This is a genomic window from Marivita sp., assembly GCF_051859345.1.
Taxonomy (GTDB): domain Bacteria; phylum Pseudomonadota; class Alphaproteobacteria; order Rhodobacterales; family Rhodobacteraceae; genus Marivita.
Genome location: NZ_JBHYFV010000020.1, coordinates 39,681 through 62,412, shown reverse-complemented (window position 1 = coordinate 62,412; position 22,732 = coordinate 39,681). Strand labels below are relative to the sequence as shown.

Below are 22,732 nucleotides of genomic sequence, written 5' to 3'. Positions count from 1 at the left end.
GACGTTGCGCAAGGCAAGCAGATGGTCAGGCGGTCAGCGAGATCCACACGGGAACATGATCCGACGGTTTGTCCCGTCCACGCACCGCGCTTTCGATCCAGCACTCGGTCAACAAGTCGGCGCAGGAGGGTGTCAGCAGAAAGTGATCAATGCGGATACCGTTGTTCCGCTCCCACGCGCCAGCCTGATAATCCCAGAAGGAATAATGCCCGCCACCTTGGGTACAGGCGCGGAAGGCTTCGGTATACCCAAGGTTCACAACCCGGCGAAACGCAGCGCGCGATTCAGGTCGGAACAGCGCGTCATCTCTCCAGGCTTCGGGCTTTGCCGCATCTTCGGCCTGTGGGATGACGTTATAGTCGCCAGCCATCAAAGCAGGCATTTCATCCGCCAGAAGATCCCGCGCACGCGCCTCAAGCCGCTGCATCCAGGCCAGTTTGTACTCGTATTTCGGGCCGGGGGCAGGGTTGCCGTTGGGCAGATACAGCCCGCACACCCGAACGGCCTGCGACTCTCCGATGACCGTCGATTCGATCCAGCGCGCCTGTTCGTCACTGTCATCACCGGGCAGACCATGGGTCACGTCCTCAAGCGGCAGCTTCGACAGGATGGCCACCCCGTTGAATCCTTTCTGGCCGTGGGTTTCGACCGTGTAGCCCAGATCCTCCAGCGCCTCTCGCGGGAAGGCGTCGTCCACCGACTTGATCTCTTGCAACAGGGCCACGTCTGGCGCGCTTTCGGTCAGCCAGTCGGTCAAAGCGGGCAGGCGGGCTTTGATACCGTTGATGTTGAACGTGGCGATTTTCATGTGCGACCTCCCGGATTGCTCTCTCTATCCCAAGAAGAAGCGGGCCATACAAGCCGCGATCGCGACGAATCGGGCTTTGAATTTCTCGCCGCAACGCGCTGAGTCGCAGTGGTTTTCACCGGACGGCAAGTCCCTTCAAGGCCGCGTGCCGACACGGGAAAAAGTTATCCCCAGAAATCTCGCTTCTGTTGATAACTCGAGGACCCATGATTTGAAAACAACCTATGGGAGAATCCTCATGTGGATAACTTTTGGCAACACACGTTTAGCGATATTTCCCCTTCTACAATTCAATTTTTGCGTGCCAGCCTGAGTTCATCAACCAAGCCACAGGAGGGCACCATGACCGCAGTTCGTAAAATCCAGATTACCGAAAACCTCATTGAAAATCAGCGCAAATTCACAGGTGACAGTGATATTCATGGCGGCGACGCAACCGCGATGTTCACATCCGGCTCTGCACCCATGACGTGTGCAGACGCTTTGATGGGCGACGCGGTGGACATGTTCACCTCGGGATCGTCCCCGGCCACCAGCACCGCCACATTTACAGGCGACGCAACGGGCCTGTTCACTTCTGGTTCCGCCCCGCAAAGCACCCTGGCCAGCACTGGTGACGCGGTAGAGCTGTTCACGTCGGGTTCCGCGCCAACCACATCCGATTCCCGCACAGGTGACGCGGTCGAGATGTTCACGTCGGGTTCCGCGCCGACCACATCCGATGCCCGTACAGGTGACGCGGTCGAGGCGTTTACGTCGGGTTCCGCGCCGACCACATCCGATGCCCGCACAGGTGACGCGGTTGAAGCGTTCACGTCGGGTTCAAGCCCTGTGACAGCTGAATCCACGGCGGACGGCGAAGGCTGCGCGCTTTTCACATCCGGCTCGTAAGCGACGCACTGACCCGGGACGGGTCGGCCCGTCCTTTGACCCTTTGAAGGAGATTCGGATATGACCAACGTTATCCAACTCACCCCCCCGTCCCGGATCAACCCGCAGGAAGCGCGTCTCGGCGCGCTTCTGAGCTGTTTTGCCGAACACCGGCGTTTTGGCGATGACGTGTTCTGGCTCAAGGAAAACGCCGAAATCCTGAACATTCTGGAATGCACAGGCACCAAACCGGGCGCAGACGCGTTGGACGCCTACGCGCCGTTCTATGCCAGCCTTGAAAAGCGTATGCGCTTTTTCCCGCAATATTACCGCTTCTTCCTGTCAATCGCCCTTGATCTGGAAGACCTTGGCATGCCGGGAACACATGCGGCGCAACTGGTGGACTGGGCACATCAACAGAACCTGCCGCAGGCCGAACTGTCCGATCTGCAACGATTGGAAGCGGTGCGGCTGATGTCCCGTCGCGGCGTCGTTGCGACGAATGACATCGCGGCGCTTGAACAGCGCGCCCGCACCTTCATGGCCCGCTCGGACACGTTTGCGCTGCCCAACAAAAAGGCAGCTTACGAGCTGACGCATCTGGTCTTTTACCTAAGCGAATATGGCCGCCGCGATCCGCTTCTTGGGGATGCAGCCAAGCGCAGTCTGCATTTTGCCGGTCTGCTGGCCTTCATCGAACAGAACGCCGATCTGCTGTCCGAGATCTGCATCGCGCTGCATTATGCGGGGGAAACGCCACCGGCGCTCTGGACCAATTGGCTCAAGCGCGAAACCGCGCTGTTTGCCATAACCGATGGCCCGACCGTCAGCGTGCAGGACGATTACCACGAATTTCTGGTGTGCAATTGGCATCAGGCCGTAAGCGGCGACGCAGCGTTTGCCAAAGGCTTTGTCCATGACCGGATGCGCTTTGATCACAGTCCGTCGCGGGCCACCCCGATGCGCGAGATGTCAGAGGCGATGTTCAACCTCGACGATGCCCGCAGCGGCGACTGGATCAGCATGCGCCCTCAAATGGAGGACACGCTGTCACCCGAAGCCATGACTGTGCTTGCCCAGGCCGAGACATCCTCTGTTCACTTCGAGGATTTCTTTCAGGGATTCGCCCGCGCAGACACGCCAAAGCGTCTGCACTGACAGGGGGCGCTGGCCAACAGGCACCGCCCGAAGCTACATCGAAAAGCTGGTGCCGCATCCGCAAGAGGATGTGGCGTTCGGGTTCTGGATCACGAACCGCGCCCCGATCAATTCTTCGGAAAAGTCGATCACCGCATTTGCCAGAAACGGCAGCGACACCGAATCCACCACAACCCGTTCGCCCTGTCCTTCAAGCACCAGATCATCCTCGGATGGATCATCCAGCTTGATCTCGTACTGGAACCCGGAACACCCCCCACCTTCGACCGCCACGCGCAGGGCTTTGCCGTCAGAGTTGGCACCGATTTCAGACAGCCGCTCAAAGGCGCGGTCTGTGACTTTTGGAGGAAGCTGCATGTCACCCTCGGGTTTGCTTTAAATTACGGCTCGGCTTCAATATAAGGCCGAAAGGGACAGGTAACAAGAACAGGCGGTGCGACGATGACGGCGCAATTTGCGTGCGACCCGGGCAAGTCGCGGGGCAGGCTTTACCCGGAAGAGGAAAGTGAATTCCGCTCGTGTTTTCAGCGTGACCGGGACAGAATCATCCACGCTTCGGCGTTTCGGCGGCTCAAACACAAGACACAGGTCTTCATCGAACATGAAGGTGACTACTTCCGCACGCGGTTGACCCATTCCATCGAAGTGGGGCAGGTGGCGCGCACCGTCGCCAAGACTTTGGGCCTTGATCTGGAACTGACCGAGGCGGTGGCCCTGGCGCATGATCTGGGTCACACACCGTTTGGACATACCGGTGAAGACGCGCTGAACGCGCTGATGCAGCCTTATGGCGGGTTCGATCACAACGCGCAGGCGATCCGTATCGTGACGTCGCTGGAACGTCACTACGCGGATTTCGACGGGTTGAACCTTACCTGGGAAACCCTTGAAGGCATTGCGAAACATAACGGCCCGGTGGGGGAACCGATCCCCCACGCGCTGGCCGCCTACAACGCGCGGCACGATCTGGAACTGCATACCCATGCCAGTGCCGAGGCACAGGTGGCCGCCCTGTCGGACGACATTGCCTACAATCACCACGACCTGCATGACGGGTTGCGGGCCGAGCTGTTCTCGACCGATGAACTGGCCGAACTTCCCATCGTAAGTGATTGTTTCAACGAGGTGGATCGCCTTTACCCGGACCTCAACTATTACCGTCGCCGCCACGAGGCGCTGCGGCGATTCTTTGGTCTGCTGGTCGCCGACGTGATCACCGTGACCAAAGCCAACCTGAAAGACCTTTCGCCACAGACCCCGGAAGACATCCGCGCGGCAGGGCGCATGATGGTGCAGTTTTCCCCGTCGCTCTGGTCGGACCTCAAGATCATCCGCACCTTCCTGTTCCATCGCATGTACCGCGCGCCGGATGTTGTTGAAATGCGGGCACAAGTCACCAAGGTGATCAACGAACTTTTCCCTCTGTTCATGTCCGATCCGTCGCTCTTGCCCAAGCAATGGCGCAAGGATGTTGCGGAAATTCGCTCTGACACGGAACTCGCACGCATCGTTTCGGATTACATTGCCGGAATGACCGACCGGTTTGCCCTGCAGGAGCACGCGCGCCTGACAGGGTCTGACGTGGTTTCGGCAAGGTCTTGAGGAAAGCAGACAATGGCAACACCAACCGATGCCGGTTTGAATCCGGTCACCGCTTTCGCGCTGGTCGGCGCTTTGGGCGTGGGTGCGCAATGGCTTGCCTGGCGGTTGAACCTGCCCGCTATCGTGTTGATGCTGGTGGCAGGCCTTCTGGTTGGTCCGGTCTTCGGCATTCTTGATCCCTCGGTGGCAATGGGGGATTTGCTGCAACCGATTGTGGCCATTGCCGTGGCGATCATCCTGTTCGAAGGTGGTCTGACGCTGAACTTCAAGTCGCTCACCGATGCCGCTGTCGGCGTCAAACGGCTTGTCATCATCGGCGGGCCGGTCGGATGGCTGATGTCGGCGTCGGTCCTGCATTATATCGGCGGTCTTAGCTGGGCGACCGCGTCGGTGTTCGGTGGCATCATGATTGTCACCGGTCCCACGGTGATTGCCCCCTTGCTGCGACAGGCCCGGCTCAAACGTCGTCCGGCGGCGCTCTTGCAATGGGAAGCGATCGTCAATGACCCTGCAGGTGCGCTGGCCGCCGTTCTGGCGTTCGAAGTTGTTCTGGTCTGGCAGACCGCAACAACCGTAAGCGAAGCCGTTTGGGAGCTTGCCATCGGCATCGTCGTGGCGACATTGATCGGGATCATCGCCGGATGGGGCGTCGCGCGATCCTTCTCGCAGGGTTGGGTGCCGGAATACATGAAGGTTCCGGTGCTTTTTGTCAGCGTGCTGGTGGCCTTTGCCGTCTCGGATTCGCTCTTGCATGAAAGTGGGCTTCTGGCGGTCACGATCATGGGGGTCTGGATCGCCAACGCCCATCTGCCCAGCCATGCCGAGATGCACCGTTTCAAGGAACACGCGACGATCCTGCTGGTGTCGGGCGTCTTCATCCTGCTGGCCGCCAACATGACCCGCGAAACCCTGCAAAGCATGAACTGGCAGACCGTGGCGACAGTTGTGACGGTGATCCTGATCGCGCGTCCTGTGACGGTGCTTGTCTCGCTGGCGTTTTCGAACGTCCCGTGGGCCGAACGATTGCTTGTCGCCTTCACCGGTCCGCGCGGCGTTGTCCTTGTGGCTGTGGCCGGACTGTTCGGGGATCGACTGGTGCAGGCGGGCATCGAAGACGCGGCGCAGATCTCAAGTCTCGCTTTTGCGCTGGTTGCAGGCACGGTGGTGCTGCACGGTTTCACGCTCAAACCGATTGCGCGCCTGTTGGGCCTGAACGCGTCAAGCACACCCGGCGTTCTGATCGTTGGCGGAAACCGGTGGTCGGTTGAACTGGGTACGCTTTTGAAAAAGCTGGACATGCCGGTGATGATTTCCGACCCCAACCGCAGCCACCTGCGCGAAGCCCGCGAAGCCGGGCTTGAAATCTACACCGGGGATATCCTGTCCGAAGGGGCAGAGAACCGGCTTGACCTGATGGCCTATGCAACGGTGATCGCCGCCACGGACAATGACGCCTACAACACCCTTGTCGCCACCGATCTTGCGCCGGAATTCGGGCGCGAGAACGTGTTTCAACTCAACCGCGACACTTCGGAATCTGCGCGCTATGCCTTGCCGCCGAAACTGGGTGGGCGGGCCATTGGCTCCGGCGAAACCTATTGGCAGGTGCAACGGCGCATGTGGGATGGCTGGGAGTTCCGGTCGACCACCTTGTCTGACGAATTCACATTGCAGGATTGGCGTGACATCCATCCCAAAGGCATTCCCCTTGCCGATATCGGTCCGCGTGGCACATTGCGCATTCTGGGCCCCAAGGATGATCCGAAAGAGACCAAGGGAACCCGCCTGATCGCGATGCTTCCAATGAAAGAGCATCGCGCAAAAGCCGAAGGGCAAGCCTGACATTTGACGCCGCGCGCCAAGGTGATAGAGGACATGCCGAACAAAGGACGCATGACATGAACCTCTTTTCCGATATCCGGGCGCTTGTGATCGACACCCTGACCGCGATGGTGGCCGATGGGACGCTGCCGGACGGTCTGGATTTTGCCAATGTAACGGTCGAACCGCCGCGCGATCCGTTGCATGGCGACATGGCGACCAATGCCGCGATGGTGCTGGCCAAGCCTGCGGGACAGAAACCACGCGATATCGCCGAGGCGCTGGCCGCCAGACTGTCCGCCGACCCGCGCGTCGCCAGCGCCGAGGTTGCCGGTCCGGGGTTCCTCAACCTGCGTCTGGGAAATGCGGTCTGGCAGGTACTGCCAAAGGCGATCCTGACCTCGGGTGTCGATTACGGCAAATCCACCATGGGGCAGGGCAAAAAGGTCAACGTGGAATATGTGTCCGCCAACCCCACCGGCCCGTTGCATGTCGGCCATACGCGCGGTGCGGTCTTTGGCGATGCGCTGGCGTCCTTGCTGGATTACGCTGGCTATGACGTCACGCGCGAATACTACATCAATGATGGCGGCGCACAGGTCGATGTGCTCGCCCGGTCAGTCTACCTGCGGTATCTCGAAGCGCATGGGCAGGATGTGGCCTTCGAAGACGGCACCTATCCCGGCGACTACCTGATCCCGGTCGGCGAGGCGCTCAAGGACAAGGTGGGCGACGCCTATATCGGCCAGCGCGAAGAGGTGTGGCTGGAAGAGGTGCGCGATTTCGCCACCGACGCGATGATGATGCTGATCCGGGCCGACCTTGGCATGCTGGGTGTCGAGATGGACCGCTTCTTCAGTGAAAAATCGCTGTACGGCACCGGCCTGATCGAAGCTGCCATCAAGGATCTGGACGGCAAGGGCCTGATCTATCGCGGCACGCTTGAGCCACCCAAGGGCAAGAAACCCGAAGACTGGGAACCGCGCGAACAGACTCTGTTCAAGTCGACCGAACATGGCGACGACGTGGACCGGCCGATCATGAAATCGGACGGCGCCTGGACCTATTTCGCGCCCGACATCGCCTATCACTATGACAAGGTGCAGCGCGGCTATGACCTTTTGATCGACGTCTTTGGCGCGGATCATGGCGGCTACGTCAAGCGGATGAAGGCGGCTGTTTCGGCGTTGTCGAATGGCAAGACACCGCTGGACATCAAGCTGACGCAGCTTGTGAAGCTGTTCAAGAATGGTGAGCCGTTCAAGATGTCCAAGCGGGCAGGGACGTTTGTCACCCTGAGCGATGTGGTCGAACAGGTCGGCCCGGACGTGACCCGCTTTCACATGCTGACCCGCAAGAACGACGCGCCGCTGGATTTCGATTTCGACAAGGTGCTGGAACAGTCCAAGGACAACCCGGTCTTCTATGTGCAATACGCCAATGCCCGTGTGCATTCCGTTCTGCGCAAGGCACGCGATGCCGGGATCGACGTGGGCGATGTCACGCTGGCCGGGATCGACCTGTCGGACATGACTCACGACAGCGAACTCGCCGTCGCGCGCAAACTGGCCGAATGGCCGCGTCTGGTGGAAATCGCGGCGCGTACAAATGAACCGCACCGGATCGCGTTCTACCTCTACGAACTTTCGTCCGATCTGCACGCGCTTTACAACAAGGGCAACGATGTGCCCGGCCTGCGGTTTTTGCAGGAAGGCAACACCGACGCGACACAGGCGAAAATCGCCCTCGCGCGGGCTGTCTCTGTTGTTATTTCCGCAGGCCTTGGTATCTTGGGTGTCACTCCAGTCGAAGAAATGCGCTGACAAAAGCGCCATGGCTGGGTGAGGCGAAGGCAAGAAACCACCGGTGGCATTGACCGCCGGGCAATGAGGCGGACATGGCAAACACGCATATGACGGGCCCCGCACGCGGGGAAGGCACGTCGGGCAACTTGGCCTCGGCGGCAAACTGGGCTGGCGCAGCACTCTCGCTGACCTTGGTTGTCGGAGTGGCGGTCTGGGGATATCGGCTGATCGTGCGCGATGTCTCGGGTGTTCCGGTGGTGCAGGCCATCGAAGGACCGATGCGCGTTGCCCCCGACAATCCGGGAGGTCAGATCGCACGTCACGAAGGCCTGGCCGTGAACAACATCGCAGGCACCGGCACCTCAGCGCCGCCTCCGGAACAGATCGTTCTTGCCCCGCGTCCGCTGGACATCACGGAAGAAGACACCGTTGTTGCAGAAGCGCCCGACGCCTCTGATCTCAGCGAACGTGAAGAAGTGGCGCTGGCGTCGCTGCGCCAGGATGCCGTGACCGAGGCACCTGCGCTGGCCCTCACCGATATCGCCAATGCTGACGATCCGATCAAGGCACTTGCCGATCAGATCGCGGCAAATGCCAAACCGTTTGAACAGCTTGATCCAGCACCTGAAACCGAACTGTTCGATGAATCCGACGACACGCAAGAGCTGGCGTCGGCAACAAACACCATACCGATGTCCGTTCCTGGGGTTGCCCGTTCGTTGCGTCCGGCGCAGCGCCCCGATGGTCTGCAACTGGCCTCGCTGTCCATGCCGGTGCAACCGTCCTCTGATCCGGGCGTTGCCGAACGCGATCCGGGCGACATTCCCGCCGGCACACGGCTGGTGCAATTCGGGGCCTATGACAGTCCCGAAATCGCGCGCGAGCAATGGGCCACCCTGATGGCGCGCTTTGGTGAATACCTTGACGACAAGGAACGCGTTGTCGAAGAGGCCACGTCGGGTGGACGGATTTTCTATCGCCTGCGCGCACACGGTTTCGCCGATCTGAGCGACTCGCGCCGCTTTTGTGCTGCGCTTGTGGCCGAAGGGGCAGACTGCATTCCCGTGGTCAGCCGGTGACATCCAAACCGTTCGGCGCTGCGATTTATGGCTGTGACGGCGCACACCTGACATCGGATGAGCGGGCGTTCTTTGCCAAAGCCAATCCGTTCGGGTTCATCCTGTTTGATCGCAATCTCGAAGACCACGATCAAATCCGTGCGCTGACCTCGGACTTGCGCGACACCGTCGGGTGGGCCGCGCCCATCTTCATTGATCAGGAAGGCGGCCGCGTTCAACGCTTGCGCGCGCCTTTGGCAACCGACTGGCTGCCTCCGTTGGATCATGTGACACTGCTGGGCGATCACGCCGTTGACGGCATGCGCCTGCGTTACCAGATCATTTCCCATGAATTGACAGAACTTGGCATAGACGCAAATTGCGCGCCGATGCTGGATATTGCGCGTCCCGAAACGCACCCGTTCCTGCGCAATCGCTGTTATGGGTCACATCTTGACCAAGTGGTAAAAATTGGGCGGGCCGTTGTCGAGGGACACCTGTCAGGCGGCGTGTTCCCGGTTGTGAAACACATCCCCGGACATGGGCTGGCGCAGATGGACAGCCATCTGGACCTGCCGCGCATCGACGCCCCGGAAACAACCCTGACCGCCATCGACTTTGCCGCCTTCGCGCCGTTTGGCGATGTTGCGATGGGGATGACCGCGCATCTGGTCTACACGTCTTTGGGCGAAACCCAACCCGCCACCACATCCGCCAGCATGATCCGCCGCATCCGCGAGGACCTGGGGTTTGCCGGTCTCCTGATGACCGACGACATCTCGATGCAGGCGCTGTCGGGAACGGTCCCGGAACGGGGCGCGGCGTCGATGCAGGCCGGCTGTGACGTGATCCTGCATTGCAACGGCGATCTTGAGGAACGCATCGCCCTGATGGATCGGATCGGCACGATGCCCCCGGCAAGTCAGACCCGCGCAGAAGCCACATTGGCGCGCCGCCCAACGCCCGAGGATGTTGACATTGCAGCGCTCAAAGCCAAGCTTGCAGAACTGGAGCAAGGGCGCGGTGCATGAGCGAAGCCACATCAGACGACTTTGATACAACAGTTGCGGACCGGCTTGCGGCCGAGGCGCTGATTGTCGACGTCGACGGATTCGAAGGCCCGCTTGATCTGCTTCTGTCCCTCAGTCGCACGCAAAAAGTCGATCTGCGCAAGGTGTCCGTGTTGCAACTGGCGAAGCAATACCTGGCTTTTGTCGAACAGGCCAAGGCGCTGCGTATCGAACTGGCGGCGGATTATCTGGTGATGGCGGCATGGCTGGCCTTCCTGAAATCCCGGCTGCTTCTGCCCCCCGATCCAACCGAGGACGGCCCGACTGGCGAAGATTTGGCCGCGCACCTGGCGTTTCAGCTTGAACGGCTTCAGGCGATGCGCGACGTGGCGGCCCGGTTGATGGGTCGGGACCAGATGGGGCGTGATTTCTTCGCCCGTGGCCTGCCTGAAGGGGTCGCACGGGTGCGCAAGGTACATTACACCGCGACGCTGCTTGACCTGATGCAGGGCTATGCCCGGATCCGCACCAAAGACGAATTCCGCCCCTTCGTGATGGATCGCGACGCGGTGTTCACCATGGAGCAGGCGCTTGAGCGCATGCGCGGCCTGATCGGATTTGCTGGCACCTGGACAGATATCTCGTCCTACATGCCCGAGGGCTGGAACGCTGATCCGGGGCGTTGGCGATCCGCCACAGCCTCGACCTTTGCCGCGTCGCTTGAGCTTGTAAAAGAGGGCAAGGTCGAACTGCGCCAGTCGGACATGTTTGCGCCCATTGAACTGCGCCGAAGGGAGCCGCGCGGTGGTTGATATCCCTGACATCGAAGAAAGCCTGTTCGAAGCGCCCCCGATGGGCGAACAGGAACGGATGGTCGAAGCCATCCTGTTCGCCACGGTCGAACCCGTCACGGTGAAGGACTTGAACGACCGCATGCCGCACGGATCGGACGCCGCCGAAGCGCTGGTCTATCTGCGCAAACGCTACGAGGGCAGGGGTGTCAACGTTGTCAAAGTGGGCGATGCCTGGGCCATCCGCACGGCACCTGACCTTGGGTTTCTCATGCAAAAAGAGACGGTTGAGACCCGAAAACTCAGCCGCGCCGCGATTGAAACGCTGGCTATCATCGCCTATCATCAACCCGTCACCCGCGCTGAAATCGAAGAAATCCGGGGGGTCTCGGTCAGCCGCGGCACGGTGGATCAGCTGCTTGAGATGGAGTGGATCCGCTTTGGTCGCCGTCGCATGACGCCGGGGCGACCGGTGACGTTTGTCGTCACGCAGGATTTTCTCGACCATTTCGGCCTTGAATCGGCGCGTGATCTGCCGGGCCTCAAGGAACTGCGTGCAGCGGGTCTTCTGGAAAATCGCCCACCACCGGGCCTCATGCCTCAAATGGGCGAAGGCGACGTCGATGCCGAGGAAGAGACCGAAGAAGGGCAGTCCGAACTGTTCGAAGACTGACGCGGGTTCACGGAAAGGTTAGGGAAACTGCCAAAGAATGGACGTATTTTCCCACTATCTAATGCGTCGAGGCAGTCTGAAACGCAGGAAAAGGAGGACGACATGAACCTCAATACGATTATAAACATGGTGATGCGCACGGTGATGCGGCGCGTGGTGAATTCGGGAATCAACGCCGGGATGAGCGCGTTTTCAAGCCGCAAGAAACCGCAAGGCAAGGCACCGCAGCATCCCGACGACGTGCAGCGTTAATCCGCTTTGAAATGTTTGGACAGCTTTAGACCCTGTCCCTGATAATTCGATGCAATCCCCGCGCCATAAAGCTGGCTTGGGGACTGGTCCATTTGTTCATAGACCAACCGTCCGACGATCTGCCCGTGTTCCAGCACAAATGGCGCTTCGTGACAGCGCACCTCAAGCACACCGCGCGATCCTGTGCCGCCCGCCGCATCATGGCCAAAGCCCGGATCGAAGAACCCGGCATAATGCACGCGGAATTCCCCGACCATTGCCAGAAACGGGGCCATTTCAGCGGCATAGTCGGGCGGAATATGCACCGCCTCGCGGCTCACCAGAATGTAAAACGCATCCGGATCAAGGATCAGTCGCCCGTTTGTCGTGTGAAGTTCTTCCCAGAAGTCCGACGGCGCGTAATGACCCAGCTTGTCGAGATCAATCACACCGGTATGTGGCTTGGCGCGATACCCGACGAGATCGCCGGATTCGGGTTTCAGATCAACGGAAAACCCCAGACCATCGCTGATGACAGCGGGTCCGCCGGTCACAAGCGTCTGTTCTTCATGTAACGCGGTTAGCGTGTCGTCCGTCAGGATGGACTGCCCGTTGCGGAACCGGATCTGGTTCAGCCGCATCCCCGGACGCACCAGAACCGAAAACGAGCGGGGGCAGATTTCCGCGTAAAGTGGTCCGCAATAGCCCGGCGTCACACGGTCAAATTCGGTGCCTTCATCGGTGATCGTACGGGTCAACAGGTCCAACCGTCCGGTCGAGCTTTTGGCATTGGCCACTGCGCTGATATCGGATGGCAGTGCCAACCGCTCCATCAGCGGCACAAGATAGACGCAGCCTTTTTCCAGGACGGCGCCACCGTCCAGCGATATGCGGTGCATCTCAAAGTCCGCAAGCCGATCTTCAACCCGTCGCCCCTTGCCCGCAAGAAACGACGCCCGCACACGGTAGGCGATTGTGCCCAGCCGCAGATCAAGGCTGGCGGGTTGCACCTGCCCGTCAACGAAAGGCGTCTCAGAGGCAATGATGCCCTGATCCATCAGCGCTGTGATTTGCTGGTTGGCCAACACGCCCGTCATATCAGGATTCCCCATCCGCGTTCTGCCTTGCATAGCAAGCGGTTGCGCGCCTTGCGAGGTGAATTTCGCAAAGGCGTGGATGTGATAGCGGATGATGTGATTGGTCGGGCTAGCAGGACTCGAACCTGCGACCTTCCGTCCCCCAGACGGACGCGCTACCAGGCTGCGCCATAGCCCGACTGCTGCCTGTCATAACGGTTTTGGATCGGGCCGCAAGTGTGAAATTCCGGTCCGTCACCGACAGACACTTAACCGGCGCGTGCCTTCAGCTTCTCTGCCATCGGTGCAATCTGGCGCGCCGATTCGGCGGACAATCGTGTGATTCTGGATAGGTGGGTCAAGGCACCGGGCACTGGATCAATACTGGCAGGCGGCGCGACAGGTTCCGGTGGCGTGGTTACTTCGGTCTCAGCTTCGACATCCTCTGAACGTCGGTCATCCATTGAATGCTGCAAGAAGGCGGGCAGGGCGTTGGCCTCGGTCGTGTCCTCGGGTTCACCCTCTTCGTGCTGATCGCCCTCCATTTCGGGGGGCGTCTCTGGGGCGGCTTCTACCGCGTCCTGATCTGGTTCCGGTTCTTCCAGATCCGGAGTTTCGGACACCTCTTCGGCCACATCGCCATGACTGACCGGCTCTGCGGTTTCCGAATGGTCCGGGGTCTCATCGGACGTGTCTTCCAGTGCAGGCGGTTCGGCAAGCGGTTCATCTGCAACCGGCAGCTCTGCAATCTCTTCGACTTCGGGCTTGGCAAAAGGAATGACCGTGTCCACAGGTTCAGAGGCGGGCACCTCTTCCAGCATGATCAGGTCGGCTTCGTCCTCTTCACTCATATCTAACGCACAAAGTGAGGAGACGTGCTTAATCCCTTGTTCACGAAGGATTTTCTGCACACCTTTGATTGTCATGCCATCGTCGTGCAGCAGCTTTTTGATCCCGCCCAGCAGCCGCATGTCAGCCGGGCGGTAATACCGTCGGCCACCAGCGCGTTTGACCGGTTTGACCTGTGTGAACTTGCTTTCCCAGAACCGCAGAACATGGGCCGGCGTGTCCAGCCATTCAGCCACTTCGCTGATGGTGCGGAAGGCGTCTGCGGATTTGCTCATGGCCGTCAGCCCTTGTTGCCTGCGGCCACTCTGTCTTTCATCAGATGCGACGGGCGAAAGGTCAGAACACGGCGTGGGTTGATCGGAACCTCTTCGCCGGTCTTCGGATTGCGCCCGACGCGCGCCGCCTTGTCACGGATGGAAAACGTGCCGAAGGACGATATCTTGACCTGCTCACCTTCGACCAAGGCATCCGACATGTGGTTCAAGACCGTTTCCACGAGATCGGCGCTTTCGTTGCGAGACAGTCCAACCTCGCGAAACACCGCTTCGCTCAGGTCCATCCGCGTCAATGTCTTTTGTCCCATAACCCACACCCCCTCAGTTCGCACCAACATGAGCCTTGCGATTTTCCGAGTCAATATCAATGGCTTGCGAGAAGGATTTTGGAGGGAAATCGCTCACCAGCGAAGCACAACCGCGCCCCATGCCAAACCGCCGCCAATCGCTTCGGTGACAACCACGTCGCCTCGCTTGATCTGGCCGCGTTCGACGCCCACCGACAGGGCAAGGGGAATCGATGCTGCCGAGGTGTTGCCGTGATCCTGAACGGTGACGACAACGTGGTCCATCGACAGCCCCAGCTTTTTCGCCGTGCCCTGAATGATGCGGACATTGGCCTGGTGCGGGACCACCCAATCGACCTCTTCGCTGGAAATGTCGGCCTTGCCCATCGCAGTGGTTGCGGTCGCAGCCAGCTTTTCGACCGCGTGACGAAAGACTTCTTTGCCCTGCATCCGCAGAAACCCTGTGGTCTGCGTGCTGACGCCGCCATCGACATAAAGGATATCGCGGTGTTGCCCGTCGGAATTCAGATCAATCGACAGAATGCCCCGGTCTGTCTTGTCGCCTACGCCGTCCTGCGCCTCGAGGATCACGGCACCGGCCCCATCCCCGAACAGGACACAGGTGGACCGGTCTGTCCAATCCATGATCCGGCTAAAGGTCTCGGCCCCGATCACCATGATCCGCTTGGCCTGACCGGACACGATCAGCGCATTTGCATTCGCAATCGCATAGATGAACCCGGCACACACCGCCTGCACATCAAAGGCAAAGCCGCGTGTCATGCCCAAAGATGCCTGCACCATCGTGGCAGCGGACGGAAAGGTAAGATCGGCGGTCGATGTGGCCAGGATGATCGCGTCGAGGTCGTTTGCCTCAAGCCCGGCATCGGCCAGCGCCTTTTTCGCGGCATGTGTGGCAAGGTCCGAGGTGGTTTCACCGTCAGCCGCGAAATGACGACGTTCGATCCCGGACCGCGACCGGATCCAGTCGTCCGACGTGTCGAGCGACGCCTCGAATTCGGAATTTGGAACAACCCGCTCGGGCAGGTAGTGACCCAGCCCTATGACAACCGCGCGTGTGGTCATTTAGGGCTCTCCTCGGTTGTGGATGGATCGGCAGTCGCGTCCGACGCAATATCTGTGATCGACGCCAATCTTGCGGCCAGCCGTTCTGAAAACCCGGATTGGGCCAGTTGAAACGCCAGCTTGATCGCGGCAGAAACGCCGGTCGCGTCCGCCGATCCGTGCGATTTGACAACCGTGCCGTTCAGGCCAAGAAAAACCCCGCCATTGACCCGGCGGGGATCAATCTTTTTCTTCAGGCGGCGCAAAGACGTCAGAGCCAGCAAAGAGGCCAGTCGCGACCAAGGCGAATGGGCAAACGCCTCTTTCAGCCGGTCCCCGATCAACGAGGCAGTGCCTTCACCGGTCTTCAGCGCGACATTTCCGGTGAAGCCATCAGTGACAATCACGTCACAGGCTTCACCGGGAATATCGCCGCCTTCGACAAAACCGACAAAATCATACTGGGCGCGCTCTGCCGCTTTGGAAATCAGCTCATGCGCCTCTTTCAGTTCGGCGCGGCCCTTGTGCTCTTCGGTGCCGACATTCAGCAATCCGACCCGCGGGCGTTCAAGCTCGAGTCCGTTGCGGGCATAGGACACGCCCATCAACGCATACAGCAACAGGTCCTTGGCATCGGCCCGGACATCCGCGCCAACATCCAGCATCACGTTGAACCCCTGCGGATTGCGCGACGGCCACAGAATCGCAATGGCCGGGCGATTCACACCCGGCAATTTGCGCAATCGGATCATCGACAACGCCATCAGCGCACCGGTGTTGCCACAGGAGACAGCCACGGTGGCTTCCTTGTTGCGCACGGATTCGATCGCCGCCCACATCGACGTCTCCTGACCATGGCGCATGATCTGGCTGGGCTTGTCTTCCATCGACACCACGCCGGACGCATCCCGAATATCGCACCGTCCGACCAAGGCCTTCCTTCGGTCGATCAGCTTGGACAGCTTTTCTTCCGGGCCGTGGACAAGAAACCGGATATTCGGGTTCGCCTTGGCAGAACGTGACATGCCGGAGACAATCGCCTCCGGCCCAAGATCGCTGCCCATAGCGTCAATAGATAGCACAATTGGCGTATCACCCACCTTTTTATGATCCTGCGATGAGGTCATTCGGAGGGATACGCCCAATCGTTGCTTATGCCGCGTCTTCGTCCAGGTCGATTTCGTCGGCCTGTGCAATCACTTCGCGATCCGCGTAGTGACCGCAGGACGGACAAACGTGATGCGGACGCTTCAGTTCGCCACAGTTGGAACATTCATTCGGGTTCGCAGCAACCAGAGCGTCATGCGCGCGACGGTTGTTGCGACGTGACTTGGATACTTTGTTCTGTTGGACAGCCATGTCTCAACCTCAATTATATATAATCTGTGGCATGCTCGCCATGCCGCGTTTCGGGTGTGTCCGGCCTCATACGGGGAAACCGGGCCGGGTGACAACCCCCACCTCGGATGAAGGCGCGAACATAGGGGCAAACGGGAAATCCGCAAGCGTTTTCTGGTGCCTTGCTTCAGGACTTTTTATCCAGCTTGTCCCGCAGCCCGGCCAGGCCTGCAAAGGGTTTCGTGTCCTCGTCCCTGAGAGGTGTCACACCGTCTTCTGCAAACACCGCTTCCCCCAGTTCCGCCTCTTGTGACCGGGGATATTGCGGCAGCGCAAGAGACAGCGATTCGATCATCGCGGCATGGGCAGAAATGATGTGGCCCAATGGTTCGGTGCTGGTGTCTTCGGGCATTTCCGTTTCGGCCCCGGCCTCGTGGTGATCAAAATAATCGGCAGGCATGTAGACCCGTTCCACCGTTTCGTCGATCCGCGTTGTGACCGGCGCCAAGGTGACAACGCAAGGCTGCACCACCGTCGCCCCCAGCTTGGCCGTCAAGGTCCATCCGCGCGCGCCAGCAGGCGAAATTTCACCGGTAAAGCGCAATTTCCTGAGCGCGGACAGGGTCAATTGCGCGCCGATTGCGTCTCGCATCGCGGCGTCAGGTTGAAGATCGAACGGCGTCGCGCGTTGCTCCGACAAGTCGCTGACACGAAATTCTCCGGGTTTCGGAACCTGTTGTGGCATATCTTGTGTGCACCCTTTGCTTGAACACAGGCCCAAGGCCGTGTAATCGGGATAGAAGGCAGTGAACGCCAACGCAAGAGAGGCGCCATGCAGGGCATCAGATCGACACTCAGGATCGGGCTTGTGACGCTTCTGTGCATATCGCTTGCCGGTTGCACGGCGCGCTATCGCTCGCATGGCTATGTCCCGTCCGAAGAAGACTTGCAGCAGATCGTTCCGGGCGTCGACACGCGCGGCACGGTGGAAGACCTGATCGGCGTGCCATCGACATCCGGCACCCTGAACGAATCCGGCTTCTATTACATCGAAAGCGATGTGCGCCATTTTGCATGGCAACGCCCCGAAGTGGTGGATCGCGAAGTGCTGGCCATCACCTTTGACGCAGATGGCGTGGTCGAGAACATCGAACGTTACGGTCTGGAAGACGGACAGGTCGTGCCACTGACACGCCGCATCACCCGGTCCGGCGATGGCGATATCAGCTTCATCCGCAAATTGTTCGGCAATATCGGCGGCATCAACGCTGCTGACTTCTTTAACTGATGACCCTCTCGGCAGCGGCGCGCTCTGTCGCTGCCAGGGACGACTCGATCTGTCTGCAGCTTGGTGCATATCGCGCGGTCATCAGCCGCGACGCCGACATCCGTCAACAGGCGCTGGTCCTGCGGACAAAGGCATTTGGACAAGGCAAGCCGGATGAGGATCGCTTTGACGCAGATTGCCTGCACGGACTGGTCGATTCCCCTCCGGGTCAGGTGAAGGTCGCGTTCCGCGCGCGTCTGATCCCAAACGCCTCTGGCCTTGCAGACACTTATACCGGCCAGTTTTACGATCTCAGCCCGCTGACGACGCTACAGGGCCCCTTTCTGGACCTTGGTCGCGTCTGTCAAAGCGACGGTCCTTCAGACGCAACGGCCTTGCGACTGGCATGGGCGGCACTGGCCGCGATGGTTGACGCGCTGGGTGTGCGAATGCTGATCGGATGCAGTTCGTTTCGCGGCGCGCAGCCCGAAAAGCACCGCAGCGCGCTTGCGGCGTTGCGCGAGAACCATCTCGGCCCGGTCCCACTGCGCCCGCACCGGATGTCCCCAACGGCGATTGACCTGCCACGCACCGGCGCTGGACCGGCATCCCTTCCGCACCTCTTGCGCAGCTATCTCAACATGGGCGGCTGGGTCAGCGACCATGCGGTGCAGGACACCCAGCTTGACACGCTGCATGTGTTCACAGGTCTGTGCGTCGACGCCATTCCCGAACCACGCAAACACCGCCTGCGCGCTTTGGCGAAACTTGCCCGATCTGCACGACCCAAGCCCCTTGACCTTGCGCCCGCCGCGCCGTAGCGCGAGGCCATGGCCAGCATCCCCCTTCTTCAACTCAACGAAATCTCGCTCACCTTCGGTGGTGACCCTGTGTTTCACGACCTCAGCCTTGTGGTGCAACCCGGCGATCGGGTGGCGCTGGTCGGGCGCAACGGGTCGGGCAAATCCACCCTGATGAAGGTGATGGCCGGGCTGGTCGAGGCAGACAAAGGCGACCGCGTCGTGTCTCCCGGCGTCAGCGTCGGTTACATGGAACAGGATCCCGACCTCAGCGAATTCGAAACGCTGGGTGCGTTTGCGATGCACGGGCTGGAGCCGTCCGAACTTTACAAGGTCGAACGCGCAGGTGAGGGGTTGAAATTCGATCCTGACCGTCTGGTCAGCACCGCGTCGGGCGGCGAACGTCGCCGCGCGGCCCTGGCCCGCTTGATGGCGCAGGATCCCGAACTGATGCTGCTGGACGAGCCGACAAACCATCTCGACATCGAGGCCATCGGCTGGCTTGAAGAAGAACTCAAACGCACCCGCAAGGGTTTTGTCTTGATCAGCCACGACCGACGGTTCCTGTCGGAACTGACCCGCGCCACGCTGTGGATTGACCGGGGGCAGGTGCGCCGCCGGGAAAAGGGCTTCTCGGACTTCGAAGTCTGGCGCGACAAGACCTGGGAAGAGGAAGATCTCCAGCGCCACAAGATGGATCGCCGGATCAAGTCCGAGGCACGATGGGCCGTCGAAGGCATCAGCGCCCGGCGCAAACGCAACATGGGCCGGGTGCGCGCCCTGCAAGAGCTGCGTGGGGAGCGCAGCAGCATGATCAAGAGGCAGGACACGGCGGCGATGGATCTTGCATCGGGTCCGAAATCCGGCCGCAAGGTGATCGAGGCCAAAGGCCTGACCAAGATTTTCGGCGACACCGTGATCGTGCGCGATTTCTCTCTGACGGTGCAACGCGGCGACCGGGTGGCCTTTGTCGGCCCCAACGGCGTCGGCAAGACCACGCTCATCAAGATGCTGATCGGCGAGATTGAACCCGATTCCGGATCGGTCCGGCTGGGCACGAACCTTGTGCCCGCCATCTTCGATCAGGCCCGCGCGCAGCTGAATGGCGATCTGAGCCTGTGGGAGAACCTGACCGGGGATCCCGAGATGCGGGTGTCCGGCAAGGCGGATCAGATCATGGTGCGCGGCATGCCCAAACATGTTGTCGGCTATCTCAAGGAATTCCTGTTCGACGAAGCGCAGGCGCGTGCGCCCGTACGGTCCTTGTCAGGCGGCGAGAAAGCCCGTCTGCTGTTGGCCCGGATCATGGCGCGGGAATCGAACCTGCTTGTTCTGGACGAACCGACCAACGATCTGGATGTTGAAACGCTGGACCTGTTGCAGGATCTGCTGGGCGACTATGACGGCACCGTCCTGCTGATCAGCCACGACCGCGATTTTCTGGACCGCGTCGCATCAACCACAATCGCGATGGAGGGCAGGGGCCGCGCCACTGTCTATGCCGGCGGCTGGAGCGACTATCGCGCGCAGCGGGGCGAAGGTGATGTCGACAACAGCCCGTCCCGCGCGGCGCCAAAGCACAACTCCAAACCGGCGCCTGCGCAGAAAACCAAATCCGGTCTCAGCTTTACCGAGAAACACAAACTTGAAGAACTGCCAGCCGAGATTGACCGCCTGACCGCGGAAATCGCCAAGCTCGAAACCTTGATGTCCGATCCGGACCTGTTCAGCCGGGAACCGCTGAAATTCAAGAAAGCAAGCGAGGCGCTTGTTGCACGTCAGTCTGCGCTGGCCGAAGCAGAAGATCTTTGGCTGGAACTTTCGGAAAAGGCCGAGGCCGGGTGAACCCTCCGTCAACGGAGGGTCAAAACGCGGTGACGCGTTTTGATCCGCCGCATGGCCGCTGTGGCGCACCGTCCTATCTGACGTCGCATGAGTGACCCCATCTTCATCGGCGCCCGGATTTATCGCGGCTCAAGCTATGGCGCGCGTCATCCGCTGTCGATCCCGCGTGTGCCGACCGTGATGGACCTGTGCCGGGCTCTGGACTGGCTGCCCCCGGAGCGTTACCGCACCAGCCCCTGCGCCAAGCCAGGTGCGCTTTCGGGCTTTCACACCGACGCCTATATCGACGCGCTCCTGACCGCGGAAGACACGCAGCGCCCAAACCTCGCACATGGGCTTGGCACCTTGTCGAACCCGGTTTTCCCCGAAGTTTATCGCCGTCCGGCAACGGCGGCGGGTGGTGGTCTGCTGGCGGCAGAGATCGTGCGCACCGGTGGGGTGGCCTACAACCCAGGCGGCGGCACACATCACGGGTTGCCGGATCGCGCAAACGGCTTTTGCTATGTCAACGAACCGGTCCTGACGATCCAGCGTCTGCGCGCGATGGGGCTGCGCCGTATCGCCTATGTGGACATTGATGCGCATCATTGCGACGGGGTGGCGGTTGCCTTCAACGGATCGGAGGCGGTGCGGATGATTTCGGTGCATGAAGACCGGCGCTGGCCGTTTACGGGCGCTTTGGACGATGATGGTGAAGGCGCTGCCATCAACATCCCCGTGCCGAGTGGGTTCAATGATACCGAGTTCGACCTGATCCTGAACGAGGTGATCCTGCCCGCCGTGTCCCGTCACAGGCCGGATGCGGTTTACCTGCAATGTGGCGCAGATGCCGTGACCGAAGATCCGCTGTCGCGGCTGGCTCTTTCAAACCGTTGCCATGTTGGGGCCGTAACGGCGCTGCGGTCCCTCGCACCGCGGCTCATCGTGTCCGGAGGCGGAGGCTATAACCCATGGAGTGTAGGTCGCGCCTGGACCTGTGTCTGGGCAACCATCGCCGGGCACGACATTCCCGATCAACTGCCCGCGCCCGCATCCGATATCTTGCGCGCCCTTGGCTGGACCCGCAAAGCCCAACCGTCAGAGGCGCTGTTGACGACGCTTCTTGATCCGCCGCGCCATGGTCCGGTTTCGGATCAGGTGCGCCATACGGTTGCCATGCTGAAAGCGCGCTCAGCTGTCCTTGCCGGGTAGGGCGAGTGTCAATTGCGCCAGTCCCGCCTGTGTCCCAAGCACGGGTGTGATGCCGTGATCCTCGCAGAGGCGGGCAAGCAGCGCAAACTGCACATCGGTAGGCAGCAGGTGTTTCGGTCCGCCGGTGCAGCCATTGGTCAGATCGGTCCAGAGGGATGTATCGGTCCGCACGATATCAGCCTCTGCCGTGCTCACCAAGGCGGATCCGTCCAGCGCAACCGACAAGAGACCGCCTTTTGGCAGGGCGGATTCGAGACATAGAACGGACAGGTACGCCAACTGGGTCACGTCCCGCCCCAGATCCGCCGTGACATGCCAATCGGTGGCGATCCGCGTTGCTGCGTAATGATCGGCCAATGTCTTGCGCGCCTCTGTGGCCGGTACAGGCCGGCTATCCCCGGCGCTGCCAAAAGCGATGCGGAAGAAGCGGATTCGCGCGGTGGCGTTGTCGCAGCTTTGCTGGATCAGGGACATTTCCGGACCATCCGGTGCCGCGCCCGCCAGACCAAACAATTCCAACCCATTGGAAATTGCGCCAATTGGGCTAATCAGATCGTGGCAAATCCGCGATCCGATCAATGCAGCCAGTGAAGGGTCGTCATGACGCACTATATCCTCCAATACACACCAAGGAGCCCGATTATGTCTGACCTCAACGGCCTGTTGGAACCCGGTTCCCTTGTCCGCCATCCCGCAGAACCGGAATGGGGCATCGGCCAGGTCCAGTCCAATATCGGTGACAGGATCACCGTGAATTTCCGCGAAGTTGGCAAAGTGGTGATCGATGGATCCCGAATTACACTGCTTCCTGTCTTCGATGAGTAAACATGGCAACCAAGAGTTGATAAAACCTTAATTTCTCCGAGCAGAACGGTTTTTTCGATCAGCCCGACGCCGTTGCGCGTCACCAAG

The 22,732-nt window shown here is 60.3% G+C and carries 25 protein-coding genes and 1 tRNA gene; 14 read left to right on the top strand and 12 right to left on the bottom strand.

Features of this window, described 5'->3' with window-relative positions; translation table 11 throughout:
- Positions 1-25 precede the first annotated feature (25 nt).
- Positions 26-808, bottom strand: coding sequence for an exodeoxyribonuclease III (gene xth / locus ACTIEN_RS13675; RefSeq protein WP_439523703.1), 783 nt, complete (start codon positions 806-808; stop codon positions 26-28).
- Between the two features lie 419 nt (positions 809-1,227).
- Positions 1,228-1,686: a hypothetical protein gene (locus ACTIEN_RS13670; protein WP_439523702.1), complete on the bottom strand. Its 459-nt coding sequence runs from the start codon at positions 1,684-1,686 to the stop codon at positions 1,228-1,230.
- A 73-nt stretch (positions 1,687-1,759) separates the two neighbouring features.
- Between ACTIEN_RS13670 and ACTIEN_RS13665 the strand changes: the two genes are divergently transcribed.
- Positions 1,760-2,836, top strand: coding sequence for a DUF6902 family protein (locus ACTIEN_RS13665; protein WP_439523701.1), 1,077 nt, complete (start codon positions 1,760-1,762; stop codon positions 2,834-2,836).
- A 33-nt stretch (positions 2,837-2,869) separates the two neighbouring features.
- On the opposite strand, the gene ACTIEN_RS13660 is transcribed toward ACTIEN_RS13665, so the two are convergent.
- Positions 2,870-3,193 (bottom strand): HesB/IscA family protein, encoded by a 324-nt coding sequence (locus ACTIEN_RS13660; protein ID WP_439523700.1) that lies wholly within the window; start codon positions 3,191-3,193, stop codon positions 2,870-2,872.
- Between the two features lie 84 nt (positions 3,194-3,277).
- Between ACTIEN_RS13660 and ACTIEN_RS13655 the strand changes: the two genes are divergently transcribed.
- The 8 genes from ACTIEN_RS13655 (at position 3,278) to ACTIEN_RS13620 (ending at position 11,848) form a co-directional block, all read left to right on the top strand.
- Positions 3,278-4,438, top strand: a complete 1,161-nt coding sequence (locus ACTIEN_RS13655; protein ID WP_439523699.1) for a deoxyguanosinetriphosphate triphosphohydrolase — start codon at positions 3,278-3,280, stop codon at positions 4,436-4,438.
- 12 nt (positions 4,439-4,450) lie between these two features.
- Entirely contained in the window at positions 4,451-6,280 is a 1,830-nt protein-coding gene (locus ACTIEN_RS13650) for a cation:proton antiporter (protein WP_439523698.1), read from the top strand.
- Between the two features lie 56 nt (positions 6,281-6,336).
- Positions 6,337-8,082, top strand: a complete 1,746-nt coding sequence (gene argS, locus ACTIEN_RS13645) for an arginine--tRNA ligase (protein ID WP_439523697.1) — start codon at positions 6,337-6,339, stop codon at positions 8,080-8,082.
- Positions 8,083-8,156: 74 nt separating this feature from the next.
- Positions 8,157-9,143, top strand: coding sequence for an SPOR domain-containing protein (locus ACTIEN_RS13640; RefSeq protein WP_439523696.1), 987 nt, complete (start codon positions 8,157-8,159; stop codon positions 9,141-9,143).
- Positions 9,140-10,153 carry a glycoside hydrolase family 3 N-terminal domain-containing protein gene (locus tag ACTIEN_RS13635; protein ID WP_439523695.1) on the top strand — a complete coding sequence of 338 codons (1,014 nt, stop codon included), beginning with the start codon at positions 9,140-9,142 and terminating at the stop codon, positions 10,151-10,153. Before ACTIEN_RS13640 ends, ACTIEN_RS13635 begins: the two co-directional genes overlap by 4 nt.
- A complete protein-coding gene (locus ACTIEN_RS13630; RefSeq protein ID WP_439523694.1) occupies positions 10,150-10,944 on the top strand; it encodes a segregation and condensation protein A in 795 nt (264 codons plus the stop codon). Before ACTIEN_RS13635 ends, ACTIEN_RS13630 begins: the two co-directional genes overlap by 4 nt.
- 40 nt (positions 10,945-10,984) lie before the next feature.
- Positions 10,985-11,596 (top strand): SMC-Scp complex subunit ScpB, encoded by a 612-nt coding sequence (gene scpB, locus ACTIEN_RS13625; protein ID WP_439523717.1) that lies wholly within the window; start codon positions 10,985-10,987, stop codon positions 11,594-11,596.
- 102 nt (positions 11,597-11,698) lie between these two features.
- Positions 11,699-11,848 (top strand): hypothetical protein, encoded by a 150-nt coding sequence (locus tag ACTIEN_RS13620; protein WP_439523693.1) that lies wholly within the window; start codon positions 11,699-11,701, stop codon positions 11,846-11,848.
- On the opposite strand, the gene ACTIEN_RS13615 is transcribed toward ACTIEN_RS13620, so the two are convergent.
- From ACTIEN_RS13615 to ACTIEN_RS13580, 8 genes are all read right to left on the bottom strand, one after another.
- Positions 11,845-12,924 (bottom strand): 2'-deoxycytidine 5'-triphosphate deaminase, encoded by a 1,080-nt coding sequence (locus tag ACTIEN_RS13615; RefSeq protein ID WP_439523692.1) that lies wholly within the window; start codon positions 12,922-12,924, stop codon positions 11,845-11,847. The two genes, ACTIEN_RS13620 and ACTIEN_RS13615, sit on opposite strands and share 4 nt — an antisense overlap.
- 101 nt (positions 12,925-13,025) lie before the next feature.
- Positions 13,026-13,102 (bottom strand) — tRNA-Pro (locus tag ACTIEN_RS13610).
- Between the two features lie 70 nt (positions 13,103-13,172).
- Positions 13,173-14,027 carry a MerR family transcriptional regulator gene (locus ACTIEN_RS13605; RefSeq protein ID WP_439523691.1) on the bottom strand — a complete coding sequence of 285 codons (855 nt, stop codon included), beginning with the start codon at positions 14,025-14,027 and terminating at the stop codon, positions 13,173-13,175.
- A 5-nt stretch (positions 14,028-14,032) separates the two neighbouring features.
- On the bottom strand, positions 14,033-14,335 hold the full coding sequence (gene ihfA / locus ACTIEN_RS13600) for an integration host factor subunit alpha (protein ID WP_085630683.1): 303 nt from the start codon (positions 14,333-14,335) through the stop codon (positions 14,033-14,035).
- 93 nt (positions 14,336-14,428) lie between these two features.
- Positions 14,429-15,400 (bottom strand): beta-ketoacyl-ACP synthase III, encoded by a 972-nt coding sequence (locus tag ACTIEN_RS13595; protein ID WP_439523690.1) that lies wholly within the window; start codon positions 15,398-15,400, stop codon positions 14,429-14,431.
- The gene (gene plsX / locus ACTIEN_RS13590; protein WP_439523689.1) at positions 15,397-16,506 is read right to left on the bottom strand and encodes a phosphate acyltransferase PlsX; all 1,110 of its coding nucleotides are present in this window, start codon (positions 16,504-16,506) and stop codon (positions 15,397-15,399) included. Before plsX ends, ACTIEN_RS13595 begins: the two co-directional genes overlap by 4 nt.
- Before the next feature lie 25 nt (positions 16,507-16,531).
- Positions 16,532-16,738 carry a 50S ribosomal protein L32 gene (rpmF, locus tag ACTIEN_RS13585; RefSeq protein WP_085630687.1) on the bottom strand — a complete coding sequence of 69 codons (207 nt, stop codon included), beginning with the start codon at positions 16,736-16,738 and terminating at the stop codon, positions 16,532-16,534.
- Between the two features lie 166 nt (positions 16,739-16,904).
- Complete coding sequence (locus ACTIEN_RS13580; RefSeq protein ID WP_439523688.1) at positions 16,905-17,462, bottom strand: YceD family protein; 558 nt, start codon at positions 17,460-17,462, stop codon at positions 16,905-16,907.
- Positions 17,463-17,549: 87 nt separating this feature from the next.
- Here ACTIEN_RS13580 and ACTIEN_RS13575 point away from each other — a divergent pair, with 87 nt between their 5' ends.
- The 4 genes from ACTIEN_RS13575 (at position 17,550) to ACTIEN_RS13560 (ending at position 21,820) form a co-directional block, all read left to right on the top strand.
- A complete protein-coding gene (locus ACTIEN_RS13575; protein WP_439523687.1) occupies positions 17,550-18,005 on the top strand; it encodes an outer membrane protein assembly factor BamE in 456 nt (151 codons plus the stop codon).
- Positions 18,005-18,805: a GNAT family N-acyltransferase gene (locus tag ACTIEN_RS13570; protein ID WP_439523686.1), complete on the top strand. Its 801-nt coding sequence runs from the start codon at positions 18,005-18,007 to the stop codon at positions 18,803-18,805. Before ACTIEN_RS13575 ends, ACTIEN_RS13570 begins: the two co-directional genes overlap by 1 nt.
- 9 nt (positions 18,806-18,814) lie before the next feature.
- Positions 18,815-20,629 carry an ABC-F family ATP-binding cassette domain-containing protein gene (locus tag ACTIEN_RS13565; protein ID WP_439523685.1) on the top strand — a complete coding sequence of 605 codons (1,815 nt, stop codon included), beginning with the start codon at positions 18,815-18,817 and terminating at the stop codon, positions 20,627-20,629.
- A gap of 87 nt (positions 20,630-20,716) precedes the next feature.
- The gene (locus ACTIEN_RS13560) at positions 20,717-21,820 is read left to right on the top strand and encodes an acetoin utilization protein AcuC (protein WP_439523684.1); all 1,104 of its coding nucleotides are present in this window, start codon (positions 20,717-20,719) and stop codon (positions 21,818-21,820) included.
- Here the strand turns inward: ACTIEN_RS13560 and ACTIEN_RS13555 are convergent.
- Complete coding sequence (locus ACTIEN_RS13555; protein ID WP_439523683.1) at positions 21,800-22,429, bottom strand: histidine phosphotransferase family protein; 630 nt, start codon at positions 22,427-22,429, stop codon at positions 21,800-21,802. The genes ACTIEN_RS13560 and ACTIEN_RS13555 overlap by 21 nt on opposite strands.
- Positions 22,430-22,462: 33 nt before the next feature.
- On the opposite strand from ACTIEN_RS13555, the gene ACTIEN_RS13550 reads away from it, so the two are divergent.
- Positions 22,463-22,645, top strand: coding sequence for a DUF3553 domain-containing protein (locus ACTIEN_RS13550; protein WP_439523682.1), 183 nt, complete (start codon positions 22,463-22,465; stop codon positions 22,643-22,645).
- The last annotated feature ends 87 nt before the right edge of the window (positions 22,646-22,732 follow it).

What these genes read in the sequence shown, in the direction of transcription:
- xth (WP_439523703.1), bottom strand. Translation starts at nt 808, where the DNA reads ATGAAAATCGCCACGTTCAACATCAACGGTATCAAAGCCCGCCTGCCC.
- ACTIEN_RS13665 (WP_439523701.1), top strand. Translation starts at nt 1,760, where the DNA reads ATGACCAACGTTATCCAACTCACCCCCCCGTCCCGGATCAACCCGCAG.
- ACTIEN_RS13660 (WP_439523700.1), bottom strand. Translation starts at nt 3,193, where the DNA reads ATGCAGCTTCCTCCAAAAGTCACAGACCGCGCCTTTGAGCGGCTGTCT.
- ACTIEN_RS13655 (WP_439523699.1), top strand. Translation starts at nt 3,278, where the DNA reads ATGACGGCGCAATTTGCGTGCGACCCGGGCAAGTCGCGGGGCAGGCTT.
- ACTIEN_RS13650 (WP_439523698.1), top strand. Translation starts at nt 4,451, where the DNA reads ATGGCAACACCAACCGATGCCGGTTTGAATCCGGTCACCGCTTTCGCG.
- argS (WP_439523697.1), top strand. Translation starts at nt 6,337, where the DNA reads ATGAACCTCTTTTCCGATATCCGGGCGCTTGTGATCGACACCCTGACC.
- ACTIEN_RS13640 (WP_439523696.1), top strand. Translation starts at nt 8,157, where the DNA reads ATGGCAAACACGCATATGACGGGCCCCGCACGCGGGGAAGGCACGTCG.
- ACTIEN_RS13630 (WP_439523694.1), top strand. Translation starts at nt 10,150, where the DNA reads ATGAGCGAAGCCACATCAGACGACTTTGATACAACAGTTGCGGACCGG.
- scpB (WP_439523717.1), top strand. Translation starts at nt 10,985, where the DNA reads ATGGGCGAACAGGAACGGATGGTCGAAGCCATCCTGTTCGCCACGGTC.
- ACTIEN_RS13620 (WP_439523693.1), top strand. Translation starts at nt 11,699, where the DNA reads ATGAACCTCAATACGATTATAAACATGGTGATGCGCACGGTGATGCGG.
- ACTIEN_RS13615 (WP_439523692.1), bottom strand. Translation starts at nt 12,924, where the DNA reads ATGACGGGCGTGTTGGCCAACCAGCAAATCACAGCGCTGATGGATCAG.
- ACTIEN_RS13605 (WP_439523691.1), bottom strand. Translation starts at nt 14,027, where the DNA reads ATGAGCAAATCCGCAGACGCCTTCCGCACCATCAGCGAAGTGGCTGAA.
- ihfA (WP_085630683.1), bottom strand. Translation starts at nt 14,335, where the DNA reads ATGGGACAAAAGACATTGACGCGGATGGACCTGAGCGAAGCGGTGTTT.
- ACTIEN_RS13595 (WP_439523690.1), bottom strand. Translation starts at nt 15,400, where the DNA reads ATGACCACACGCGCGGTTGTCATAGGGCTGGGTCACTACCTGCCCGAG.
- plsX (WP_439523689.1), bottom strand. Translation starts at nt 16,506, where the DNA reads ATGACCTCATCGCAGGATCATAAAAAGGTGGGTGATACGCCAATTGTG.
- rpmF (WP_085630687.1), bottom strand. Translation starts at nt 16,738, where the DNA reads ATGGCTGTCCAACAGAACAAAGTATCCAAGTCACGTCGCAACAACCGT.
- ACTIEN_RS13580 (WP_439523688.1), bottom strand. Translation starts at nt 17,462, where the DNA reads ATGCCACAACAGGTTCCGAAACCCGGAGAATTTCGTGTCAGCGACTTG.
- ACTIEN_RS13575 (WP_439523687.1), top strand. Translation starts at nt 17,550, where the DNA reads ATGCAGGGCATCAGATCGACACTCAGGATCGGGCTTGTGACGCTTCTG.
- ACTIEN_RS13570 (WP_439523686.1), top strand. Translation starts at nt 18,005, where the DNA reads ATGACCCTCTCGGCAGCGGCGCGCTCTGTCGCTGCCAGGGACGACTCG.
- ACTIEN_RS13565 (WP_439523685.1), top strand. Translation starts at nt 18,815, where the DNA reads ATGGCCAGCATCCCCCTTCTTCAACTCAACGAAATCTCGCTCACCTTC.
- ACTIEN_RS13560 (WP_439523684.1), top strand. Translation starts at nt 20,717, where the DNA reads ATGAGTGACCCCATCTTCATCGGCGCCCGGATTTATCGCGGCTCAAGC.
- ACTIEN_RS13550 (WP_439523682.1), top strand. Translation starts at nt 22,463, where the DNA reads ATGTCTGACCTCAACGGCCTGTTGGAACCCGGTTCCCTTGTCCGCCAT.